This window comes from Actinobacillus seminis (assembly GCF_002263215.1).
Taxonomy (GTDB): domain Bacteria; phylum Pseudomonadota; class Gammaproteobacteria; order Enterobacterales; family Pasteurellaceae; genus Actinobacillus_B; species Actinobacillus_B seminis.
Genome location: NZ_NLFK01000012.1, coordinates 49,113 through 60,002, shown reverse-complemented (window position 1 = coordinate 60,002; position 10,890 = coordinate 49,113). Strand labels below are relative to the sequence as shown.

The window sequence follows — 10,890 nt, the reverse complement described above, 5'->3', positions numbered from 1 at the left end:
ATACTTTTAAATCATTTACTTGATAATTTTTAAATTATTAAATCTTATATGTTAATTACTTTTTTCACTTTTGTGATCTGATACACATTAACTAATAATCTAAATTGAAAAACGAAATATCGTAATTGAAGGCATTTCTAGTTTTCGTCATTATGCTATGGATTTCAGTATTTACTACTTAGAGGAGAATGAACGATGTCCAACTACTTCGACAAAATCGCGAAAGTGCAATATGAAGGTATAAATTCAACTAATCCGTTTGCGTTTAAACATTACAATCCACAAGAAGTGATTTTAGGTAAAACCATGGAAGAACATCTGCGTTTAGCAGTATGTTATTGGCATACTTTTTGTTGGGAAGGCAATGATATGTTTGGGGTCGGATCGCTTAACCGTAGCTGGCAAAAAGTCTCCAATCCGTTAGAGGCGGCAAAACAAAAAGCGGAAATTGCCTTTGAATTCTTGCAAAAATTAGGCGTACCAAAGTTAAACCGAAATTCACATTCTTTCAAGAATAAAGGAAAGTTTTTCGGTTAATTCCATTATATTTTCGGAGTACTCGCTTCGCTTGACTCCCAAAATTTTCTATTCCATTGATATAATTTTGTTTTATCGCAAACACCTCGGAATGATTGATTCATTCGTAATGAAATTCGCTCACATCAAGGGTATCATAGCTACGATAGGTATCCGTATAAACCCAACTGTCAGGCTTGATTTTCCTTGTAAGGAGAGGCATCATTCTGATTCGGAATTTTCTACCTCAACGGTAAACACCTTTCCTTGACGCTTTAACAAACCGAATACGGCGACTTTCCCAGCCGCACCTCGCCCTCGTTTTCCTTTACGATGACCACCAAAATAGCTTTCATTTACCTCAATTTTTTCCCTCAAAAATTTCGTGAGCTTCAATGGCTAAATGATGTTCAATGCCCAACCTGATTTTATGATAAAACAGGACTGCTGTATTGGGTTGTATACTCGGCAAATCAGCAGCAGTTCCGGCTGTTACTTCAGCAACAAAAACTCAAGGAGTTTTTCTGCAAAGAGTTCTTTAATTTACAATGGATTATCTTCATTTTTGTAGTATATCAGCTATGCTAATCTGCCACAGATCCTTTTTCAAAATACCATGAGCATACATATAGGTGTAATGGATAAAAATGTGAGCTTTTTGTCCATTACCCCTTAAAAAAGCATCGCACCTTTTGCTCACAAAGAAAGAAAAGTACGGCGTATTTTGGATTAATTTTTAACAAATGTGGTGATAATTAACTGCCAACCGCCATACCTGCTGTTATATGCAACCCGTAAAATAGCGTGCGTCCAATCAATTCGCCGGTAAATGTCAACACCACAGCAAGCAGCAATACCGCTGCATTTTTGCTTTTTACCAATAAAACAGCGGCAATGCCTAACAAACATAAACGCAACACCATCATTGGTGCGTAATCCGGAACTAATGCCGTGGCTTGTTGTACGGAGCTGTGGATTCGTCCCAAGGAAATTCCTTGATAAACTACACAAATAGCAATCAGCAACACACCAATGGCATATAATCCTTTCACCCAAGATAAGTGATAGTTTTTTGCGCTATTCGGTTCAAGCAAGGCATACCCTAATGCTAAACCGCCAACAACCACCGTGAGGTAAAAGGCTAATGGCGTTAATGGGGTGTGCCAAGTTAGTACAGTGGCGAGAAAATAGACATGTGCCATCATATACATAAATACCAAGCCGACAACGGAGGTAACAATCAGCCACAGTTTTCCTAATGCGACCGGCATTTTGTCTAAAACAGAAATCAACCAATATAAAACCGCCAGCACGAAAAATATGGCGCCGGAGGCAATTTCGTTACTCAACATAGATTCACCTACGCGATTGAGCGAATTAAACGCACGTAGCGGCGAACCTAAATGCAGAATTGAAGCAACAAAACCAAGCCCCAATAATACTAATACCACAAACATCACGCGATAAATATAGCACCGGCTTTTGTCATTTTGCGACTGCAACAACACGAAAGTAAAAACTAAAAATGCACCGACCGCACTTTGTGCCAACACGGTGAAAAAAATCAGTGGTAATTCATGTAATCCTGCGTTCATCCTACACCTCCCGCGGGTTTGCTAAAAAGCCCGTAGCGTCACCACTTGGGCGTGCATTTTTATTGGCTTTCACCACCAAATTCGGGTACGTCACTTCTGTCGGCGGTAATGGCGCAATGGATGCTTGCGTACCGTATTTTTCTCGCAATTCGTCAATTGGTGCAAAATCCAAGGCACGTAACGGGCAAGCCGTCACGCAAATCGGTTTTTGTCCCTCTTGAATGCGCGAATAACAACCGTCACATTTGGTCATGTGTCCTTTTTTCGCATCATATTGCGGTGCATCATACGGACAAGCCATGCGGCAATAGCGACATCCAATGCAGATTTCTTCATTGACAATCACAAATCCATCAGCGTTTTTGTGCATTGCACCGGTTGGACAAACCGCCACACAAGCCGGATTATCACAATGATTACAAGAAATCGACATATAATAAGCGAATACATCTTGATTCCAACAGCCATCCGCCTGCTGCACCCAATTACCGCCGGCATATTCATAAATGCGCCGAAAATTCACCTCGGTATCTAAATCTTTATAATCTTTACAAGCTAATTCACACGTTTTGCACCCCGTACAGCGCTCGGAGTCAAAATAAAAACCATATTGCTTACTCATCTTCTACTCCTTACACTTTCTCAATTTGCACTAAGTTGGAATGTTGCGGATTCCCTTTGGCAAGTGGCGACGGGCGTTGCGTAGTCAATACGTTGACACAACCTGAATGATCCACTTTGTTGCCAAACATATCCGCTTGATGCCACGCTCCTTCGCCTAATGCCACAACGCCCGGGATAATTCGCGGTGTCACTTTGGCATGAATACGTACTTCACCGCGATCATTAAAAATACGGATCATATCGCCATTTTTAATATTTCTTGGTTGTGCATCAATTGGATTAATCCACACTTCTTGCGGATTGGCGCATTTCAACACATCAACATTACCATAAGTCGAATGAGTACGTGCTTTGTAGTGGAACCCTGTGAGCTGTAAGGGGAACTTTTCCATCAACGGATCACCATAATGCTCAAAGCTATCCGCATGAATTGGCAATGGATGAATCACTTCATCTTCTTTTAATACCCATGTTTTGGCTATCTCCGCAAGGCGAGAAGAGTAAATTTCAATTTTTCCTGATGGTGTTTTTAACGGATTGGCTTCTGGATTTTCCCTAAAGTCTTTGTATGCCACATAAAAGCCCTTTGGATCGACTTTTTTGAAAATCCCTTGTTTTCTAAATTCCTCAAAGGTTGGTAATTCCGGAAGATTTGCACGGGACTGTTCATAAATATGACGTAACCATTCCTCTTGCGTTCTTCCCTCGGTGAATTTTTCTTTTACACCTAATTTCTCTGCTAAACTCGATAACATATCGTAAATATTGCGGCATTCAAAAGATGGGCTAACCACTTGATCGGCAAAAATCACATAATTCATATTAGCAACATAAGCATCTAAGGCAAAATCCATTTGTTCGGACGCAGTACAATCCGGCAATAAAATATCACTGTATTTTGCAGTGGAGGTCATGTGGTTATCAATGGTGATGATCAACTCGCATTGATCTTCATTTTGCAAGATTTCATGAGTGCGGTTAATTTCCGAATGTTGGTTAATTAAACAGTTACCCGCATAATTCCAAATCACTTTAATCGGCGCAGTTAATTTCTCCACACCACGAATACCATCAGTCAGGGCGGTCATTTCATAGGCACGGAAAATCGCATCTGTCCACAAGAACATTGGAATGCTAGCTTTTACCGGATTTTCCAAGGTTGGCATACGCACAAATGGAATAGAATAAGCGCTTTCTCTCGCTCCCGTATTACCGCCATGAATGCCGACATTACCGGTTAAAATTGGCAACATGGCAATAGCGCGCGAAATTAATTCGCCATTACTGCGCCGCTGCGGTCCCCAACCTTGGGCAATAAATGCCGGTTTCGCGGTTGCAATTTCACGAGCAAGTTTGACAATACGCGCTTGCGGAATACCGGTGATTTTCGCAGCCCATTCCGGTTTTTTTGCAATACCGTCATCCCCTTGGCCTAAAATGTAAGCCTTGTAATGTCCATTGCGCGGCGCATCTTGTGGCAAGGTTTTTTCATCATAACCGACGCAATATTTATCGAGGAAAGCTTGATCCACTAAATCTTCCGTAATCATGACATAGGCGAGCGCAGATACTAATGCCGCATCGGTACCGGGACGAATCGGGATCCATTCATCTTCCCGTCCCGCACCGGTATCCGTATAGCGAGGATCGATCACGATCATTTTCGCACCGGATTTTTCCCGCGCCTGTTCGATACAATAAGTTAAACCGCCACCACTCATCCGTGTTTCTGCCGGATTGTTACCAAATAGCACCACTAATTTACTATTTTCAATATCCGCCATTCCATTACCAAGCGCCCAGCCGCCACCATAGGTATAATCTAAAGCAACCGCAATTTGCGCAGTACTGTAATCTCCGTAATGGTTCAGATAACCGCCGATACAATTCATCAAACGGGCAATTAAGGTCGAACCTGGCGGCCAAGATTTGGTTATCGTACCGCCCAATGTCCCCGTCCCATAGTTTAAATAAATACTTTCATTACCATATTTCGCAATATTTTTCTGTAATGACTCGGCAATTTCCGTTAATGCTTCATCCCAGCTAATGCGTTTAAATTTACCTTCACCTCGTTTCCCAATACGTTTCATTGGATATTTTAAACGGTCAGGATTATATACGCGACGACGCATAGAACGACCGCGCAAACAGGCACGCACTTGATGATCTAAATTATAAGTTTCAGTGCCGGTATTATCGGTTTCTACATAGGTAATTTTATTATCTTTAACGTGCATTCTTAACGGACAGCGACTACCGCAGTTTACCGTACAAGCACTCCACACAATTTTTTCTTCAGAAACGACCGCACTTTCCGCTGCAATACTTTCCGTGCTTGCCATTACATTAAACGGGAGCGAAATATCCGCCGCCACCGCGGCTAATCCAACAGAAGCCCCCTTTAAAAATGTTCGTCGTGAACAAGATGAATGCTGATTTAACTTATCCATAAATCCCCCAAAATAGTAATGGACAACCATGGTAGAAATTAAATCATGAATAAAACACAGATTTTATGAATTAGATCAAATTAACCTTAAATAAAGATACAAAAAGCAGTAAAAATATAATGCAAATCAAATAGTTAATAAAAATAATTATTATTTAAACATCCCATTCCGACTCTTCTTTCGACATGCCGATATACTGTTTAAAATCATCAGCAAAAAAACCATGAGAAAGCATATAACGCCAAATTTTTTGTTTAGTTTTTAGATCATCACATTTAGCATAATCGGGAAACTTTTTACGCAATGTGGTATGTGCTAATACCGACCAATCAATTTCCAATTCCGTCATAATTTCATCAATTACTTGAGATCGAATACCTTTCAGTTGTTTTAATTCTTGCCGGATACGATTAAAGCCATAACCACGTTGTGCACGGGCATGAATATAATTTTCGGTAAAACGCTTATCGCTTTGCCAATGTTTTTGCTGTACTTGGCTTAAGGCTTGATTGATTTCATCTTCACAAAAGGCTTTTTCTTGCATTTTACAACGCAATTCAAATTCGCTATATTCGCGACGAGATAATAAATTCACAATGTAACTTAACGCCAATGATGACATTTCCGCTCCTCACACTATAAATCGATAACTTGTTGCCAAATGGCTCCTCACTTAACAAAAGTGCGGTCAAAATGACCGCACTTTCGCTCGTTTTCTGTTTAAAAATCGCTATCGTCTAACACATCTTCATGTTCGACCTGTTCAATATCTGCCATAAGCGTTTTATCCGGATTCGCCAATAATTCAGTACGTAATCGATTTTCCAGCTCCAACGCTTGTTCCTGATGTTCCATTAACCATTTCATGGCATTAGCTTTACCTTGTCCTATTTTTTCGCCGCTATAGGAATACCAAGCACCAGCTTTTTCTACTAATTTGTGCTTCACGCCTAATTCGATTAATTCACCATTTTTGGAGATTCCTTCACCATATAAAATTTGGAATTCCACTTGACGGAATGGTGGCGCCACCTTATTTTTCACCACTTTCACCCTGGTTTCGTTACCGATAATTTCATCGCCCTCTTTTACTGCACCAACGCGACGAATATCCAAACGAACAGAGGCATAAAATTTTAATGCGTTACCACCGGTTGTTGTTTCCGGATTACCAAACATTACGCCGATTTTCATCCGAATTTGATTAATAAATACGACTAAGCAATTGGAGCTTTTAATTTGTGCCGTTAATTTGCGTAAGGCTTGTGACATCAAACGCGCTTGTAGTCCCATATGTGAGTCGCCCATATCACCTTCAATTTCCGCTTTCGGCGTTAATGCGGCAACCGAGTCAACGATCACTACATCCACCGCCCCTGAACGTACCAACGCATCACAAATTTCTAAAGCTTGCTCACCATTATCCGGTTGCGACACCAGTAATTCTTTAACATCAACGCCCAATTTCGCGGCATAAATCGGATCTAATGCATGTTCTGCATCAATAAAAGCACAGGTTTTACCTTGTTTTTGTGCTTGTGCAATAACGGAAAGAGTCAATGTGGTCTTCCCGGAAGATTCCGGTCCAAAAATTTCCACAATCCGTCCCATCGGCAAACCGCCAATCCCCAAAGCCACATCTAAGCTCAGCGAACCAGTAGAAATAGACTCCACATCCAACGTTTGGGTTTCACCTAATTTCATGATAGAACCTTTACCAAATTGTTTTTCAATTTGACCTAATGCGGCTTCCAATGCCTTCGCCTTTGCTTCTTTTGGATCTTTCGGCTCTTTGTCTTTTGTATCTTTAGCTGCCATGTTATACCTCGAAAAAATCATTATTACTTTTACCTGATAATAATAACTGTACTGATATACAGTATCAAGTGAAATTTTTATTTTTTTGCATGAAATGTGACTTAACATCCAAAATCAAAAAAGAATAGTCAAAAAATGACCGCACTTTGTGGAAAAAAAGAAAAGGCGCTATTACTAGCGCCTTTGAAAATCTTAAAATAAGATTACAGAGAAGCTTGATCTACAGCAACACCTGCGCCTTGCGTAGTAGAAATGCTTACTTTCTTAATAAAAATACCTTTTGCAGTTGTTGGTTTTGCTTTGGTTAACGCCACCAATAATGCTTGAAGGTTTTCTTTCAATTGTTCTGGAGCAAAATCTGCTTTACCGATAGTAGTGTGGATGATACCGTTTTTATCATTGCGGTAACGAACCTGACCAGATTTTGCATTTTTTACTGCTTCAGCAACGTTTGGTGTGACGGTGCCCACTTTCGGGTTCGGCATTAAGCCACGTGGACCTAATACTTGACCTAATTGACCAACAACACGCATTGCATCCGGAGAAGCGATAACAACATCAAAATTCATTTCGCCTTTTTTGATTTGTTCCGCTAAATCTTCCATGCCAACCAAATCCGCACCAGCAGCTTTTGCAGCATCTGCATTTGCACCTTGGGTAAACACGGCAACACGAACAGAACGACCTGTACCATGCGGTAATACGGTTGCGCCACGTACGTTTTGATCAGATTTACGCGCATCAATCCCTAAATTTACTGCGACATCAACGCTTTCTACAAATTTAGATGAAGTAAATTGTTTTAATACTGCAATCGCTTCGTTGATTTCATATTGTTTGGTTGAATCCACGACAGCTTTAATTGCTTTCATACGTTTGGTAAGTTTAGCCATTGATTAGTCCTCCACTACCAAGCCCATTGAACGTGCAGTACCTTCAATAGATTTCATCTTAGTTTCAATTGTTGCACCGGTCATATCTGCCGCTTTAGTTTCAGCAATCTCACGAACTTGTGCACGTGTTACTTTACCAACCTTATCTTTGTTAGGTTTACTCGAACCGGATTTGATGCCCGCCGCTTTTTTCAACAACACAGCTGCCGGTGGGGTTTTAGTAACAAAAGTGAAAGAACGATCCGCGTAAACGGTAATGACCACAGGAATTGGTAAACCTTTTTCTAAACTCTCAGTACGAGCGTTGAATGCTTTACAGAATTCCATGATATTAACGCCTTGTTGACCCAAGGCAGGACCAACTGGTGGTGAAGGGTTAGCCATACCCGCTGCAACTTGCAACTTAACGTATGCCTGTACTTTTTTTGCCATTTTAATTTCCTCTGGAATGGGTAATAACGCCTTGCAGCTTCCCTAGTTTACAAAAATATGAGCAAGATAACTTGCCCATAATAGGGTGCGAATTATATAGAAAGTGCGGTGTTTTTTCAAGCAATTTTGTTTATTTATCTGCATTTAGAAAAAACCGCCTGTCACCTTGGCAACAAACGGTTTCGTTTTCACAAAATTAAAATTAACCATTAACTTTTTCTACTTGACCAAATTCAAGTTCAACCGGAGTAGCCCGACCAAAGATAGAAACGGAAACTTTAAGGCGACCTTTTTCATAATCAATTTCTTCCACGGTTCCATTAAAGTCAGCGAACGGTCCTTCAGTAACACGCACTTCTTCACCCGGCTGGAAGGTCGTTCTCGGTTTCGGCTTATCTGAATTTTGCTCAAGACGATTCAAAATGATATCCGCTTCACGATTGCTGATTGGCGCCGGTTTATCCGGAGTACCGCCAATAAATCCCATTACGCGTGGAACACTACGAACCAATTGCCACGTATAATCATTCATCTCCATTTGCACGAGCACATAACCCGGGAAATATTTACGCTCACTTTTGCGACGTTTTCCACCGACATTTTCAACCACTTCTTCAGTTGGCACCAACACCTCGCCAAATTGATCTTCCATTTGGTGCAATTTAATATATTCACGTAATGTTGCCGCTACACGACCTTCAAAGCCTGAAAATGCCTGCAATACATACCAACGTTTTTTAGGTGTATTTTCTGTCATTTTAGAACCTCAAATCTGTTAAAAATGTAATTATAGACACAATAATTGAATCTAATCCCCACAAAATCAAAGATACGAGCACAGTTACCCCTAATACGATAAGTGTCGTTTGCATTGCTTCCTGACGGGTTGGCCACACAATTCGTCTTAATTCGGTTCTAGAATCAGTTAAAAAGGTTCTCGCTTTCGTCCCTTGATTGGTGATAGCCGCAATCGCTAAGGCGACAATCAACAAAATGACAACACCTACTACACGAATAGGAGTTGAAAATTGCTCAACCAAATAAATATTACCGAGCGCAGCCACTGCAACAATAACGACAGCAAGCAACCACAAAAACGAATTTACCCCTTTTGCTTTTACTGCCGCTTCTGCATCTTGCGTATTTTTCTTTTTCTCAATTTCTAACGCCATAAATTTAATCCATCATATTCAATTTAAAAATAGGGAACCTATCTGAACGCGTGATTGTAGCATTTTATTATTTTATTGCCTATTAAAAAGATGAAATTTTGTTATATTATTTTTCACACTAACAAAAAGGGTATCTTGCGATACCCTTCTTTCATCTTGTTGATGTAATGCTCATCATTTGATAATTTTAGCTACAACACCTGCACCGACCGTACGTCCGCCTTCACGAATTGCGAAACGTAAACCTTGGTCCATCGCGATTGGGTGGATTAAGCTTACTGTCATTTTGATGTTATCGCCCGGCATTACCATTTCCACGCCTTCCGGTAATTCGATTGTACCAGTTACGTCAGTTGTACGGAAATAGAATTGTGGACGGTAACCTTTGAAGAATGGAGTGTGACGTCCGCCTTCTTCTTTTGATAATACGTACACTTCGGATTCAAAGTCAGTGTGTGGAGTGATTGAACCCGGTTTCGCCAATACTTGACCACGTTCGATTTCTTCACGTTTGGTACCACGTAATAATGCACCGATATTTTCACCTGCACGACCTTCGTCAAGTAATTTACGGAACATTTCAACACCGGTTACGGTAGTTTTCGCAGTTTCTTTAATACCAACGATTTCAACCTCTTCACCTGTACGGATGATACCACGTTCTACACGACCAGTTACTACAGTACCACGTCCAGAAATTGAGAATACGTCTTCAATTGGTAATAAGAACGGTTGGTCCACTGCACGCTCCGGCTCCGGAATGTAAGTATCTAAGTGCTTCGCTAACTCAAGAATTTTTTCTTCCCACTCCGCTTCACCTTCTAACGCTTTTAATGCTGAACCGCGTACGATTGGTGTGTCATCACCCGGGAAGTCGTATTGAGATAGAAGTTCTCGCACTTCCATTTCCACTAATTCTAATAATTCTTCGTCATCCACCATGTCGCATTTGTTTAAGAATACGATAATGTAAGGTACACCTACTTGGCGACCTAAAAGAATGTGTTCACGAGTTTGCGGCATTGGACCATCAGTCGCCGCAACGACTAAGATTGCTCCGTCCATTTGCGCCGCACCGGTGATCATGTTTTTAACATAGTCGGCGTGTCCCGGACAGTCAACGTGTGCATAGTGACGAGTTTCTGTATCGTATTCAACGTGTGATGTGTTGATGGTGATACCACGCGCTTTTTCTTCCGGCGCGTTATCGATTTGGTCAAATGCACGCGCCGCACCACCGAAGTGTTTTGCCAATACGGTAGTGATTGCTGCGGTTAAGGTTGTTTTACCATGGTCAACGTGGCCGATTGTACCCACGTTTACGTGCGGTTTTGTACGTTCAAATTTTTCTTTAGACATTGAAAAGTCCCTCTAGATAAACATGATT

General features: G+C 41.0%; 10 protein-coding genes and 2 pseudogenes. 1 reads left to right on the top strand and 11 read right to left on the bottom strand.

Annotated elements, in window-relative coordinates; translation table 11 throughout:
• Positions 1-195 precede the first annotated feature (195 nt).
• Positions 196-483 (top strand): annotated as a pseudogene (locus CFY87_RS10520) (xylose isomerase); the annotation flags it as partial.
• Here CFY87_RS10520 and CFY87_RS10515 read toward each other — a convergent pair.
• From CFY87_RS10515 to tuf, 11 genes and pseudogenes are all read right to left on the bottom strand, one after another.
• Positions 471-1,079, bottom strand: a pseudogene (locus CFY87_RS10515) (IS1595 family transposase); the annotation flags it as partial. The pseudogenes CFY87_RS10520 and CFY87_RS10515 sit on opposite strands and share 13 nt — an antisense overlap.
• A gap of 192 nt (positions 1,080-1,271) precedes the next feature.
• Positions 1,272-2,111: a dimethyl sulfoxide reductase anchor subunit family protein gene (locus CFY87_RS10510; protein ID WP_094947565.1), complete on the bottom strand. Its 840-nt coding sequence runs from the start codon at positions 2,109-2,111 to the stop codon at positions 1,272-1,274.
• A gap of 1 nt (position 2,112) precedes the next feature.
• Positions 2,113-2,733 carry a DMSO/selenate family reductase complex B subunit gene (locus tag CFY87_RS10505; RefSeq protein WP_094947562.1) on the bottom strand — a complete coding sequence of 207 codons (621 nt, stop codon included), beginning with the start codon at positions 2,731-2,733 and terminating at the stop codon, positions 2,113-2,115.
• A 10-nt stretch (positions 2,734-2,743) separates the two neighbouring features.
• On the bottom strand, positions 2,744-5,188 hold the full coding sequence (locus CFY87_RS10500) for a DmsA/YnfE/YnfF family dimethyl sulfoxide reductase (RefSeq protein WP_094947559.1): 2,445 nt from the start codon (positions 5,186-5,188) through the stop codon (positions 2,744-2,746).
• 154 nt (positions 5,189-5,342) lie between these two features.
• Entirely contained in the window at positions 5,343-5,810 is a 468-nt protein-coding gene (recX, locus tag CFY87_RS10495; RefSeq protein ID WP_094947556.1) for a recombination regulator RecX, read from the bottom strand.
• 98 nt (positions 5,811-5,908) lie between these two features.
• Positions 5,909-7,006 carry a recombinase RecA gene (recA, locus tag CFY87_RS10490; RefSeq protein WP_094947553.1) on the bottom strand — a complete coding sequence of 366 codons (1,098 nt, stop codon included), beginning with the start codon at positions 7,004-7,006 and terminating at the stop codon, positions 5,909-5,911.
• A gap of 203 nt (positions 7,007-7,209) precedes the next feature.
• A complete protein-coding gene (rplA, locus tag CFY87_RS10485; protein WP_094947551.1) occupies positions 7,210-7,899 on the bottom strand; it encodes a 50S ribosomal protein L1 in 690 nt (229 codons plus the stop codon).
• Positions 7,900-7,902: 3 nt separating this feature from the next.
• The gene (gene rplK, locus CFY87_RS10480) at positions 7,903-8,331 is read right to left on the bottom strand and encodes a 50S ribosomal protein L11 (RefSeq protein WP_094947548.1); all 429 of its coding nucleotides are present in this window, start codon (positions 8,329-8,331) and stop codon (positions 7,903-7,905) included.
• 202 nt (positions 8,332-8,533) lie between these two features.
• The gene (nusG, locus tag CFY87_RS10475) at positions 8,534-9,088 is read right to left on the bottom strand and encodes a transcription termination/antitermination protein NusG (RefSeq protein WP_094947545.1); all 555 of its coding nucleotides are present in this window, start codon (positions 9,086-9,088) and stop codon (positions 8,534-8,536) included.
• A 1-nt stretch (position 9,089) separates the two neighbouring features.
• Positions 9,090-9,503 (bottom strand): preprotein translocase subunit SecE, encoded by a 414-nt coding sequence (gene secE, locus CFY87_RS10470; RefSeq protein WP_094947542.1) that lies wholly within the window; start codon positions 9,501-9,503, stop codon positions 9,090-9,092.
• A gap of 174 nt (positions 9,504-9,677) precedes the next feature.
• Positions 9,678-10,862: an elongation factor Tu gene (tuf, locus tag CFY87_RS10465; RefSeq protein WP_094946789.1), complete on the bottom strand. Its 1,185-nt coding sequence runs from the start codon at positions 10,860-10,862 to the stop codon at positions 9,678-9,680.
• Positions 10,863-10,890: the final 28 nt, after the last annotated feature.

Excerpts from the sequence above, each read along its gene's own strand:
- CFY87_RS10510 (WP_094947565.1), bottom strand. The coding sequence starts at position 2,111 with ATGAACGCAGGATTACATGAATTACCACTGATTTTTTTCACCGTGTTG.
- CFY87_RS10505 (WP_094947562.1), bottom strand. The coding sequence starts at position 2,733 with ATGAGTAAGCAATATGGTTTTTATTTTGACTCCGAGCGCTGTACGGGG.
- CFY87_RS10500 (WP_094947559.1), bottom strand. The coding sequence starts at position 5,188 with ATGGATAAGTTAAATCAGCATTCATCTTGTTCACGACGAACATTTTTA.
- recX (WP_094947556.1), bottom strand. The coding sequence starts at position 5,810 with ATGTCATCATTGGCGTTAAGTTACATTGTGAATTTATTATCTCGTCGC.
- recA (WP_094947553.1), bottom strand. The coding sequence starts at position 7,006 with ATGGCAGCTAAAGATACAAAAGACAAAGAGCCGAAAGATCCAAAAGAA.
- rplA (WP_094947551.1), bottom strand. The coding sequence starts at position 7,899 with ATGGCTAAACTTACCAAACGTATGAAAGCAATTAAAGCTGTCGTGGAT.
- rplK (WP_094947548.1), bottom strand. The coding sequence starts at position 8,331 with ATGGCAAAAAAAGTACAGGCATACGTTAAGTTGCAAGTTGCAGCGGGT.
- nusG (WP_094947545.1), bottom strand. The coding sequence starts at position 9,088 with ATGACAGAAAATACACCTAAAAAACGTTGGTATGTATTGCAGGCATTT.
- secE (WP_094947542.1), bottom strand. The coding sequence starts at position 9,503 with ATGGCGTTAGAAATTGAGAAAAAGAAAAATACGCAAGATGCAGAAGCG.
- tuf (WP_094946789.1), bottom strand. The coding sequence starts at position 10,862 with ATGTCTAAAGAAAAATTTGAACGTACAAAACCGCACGTAAACGTGGGT.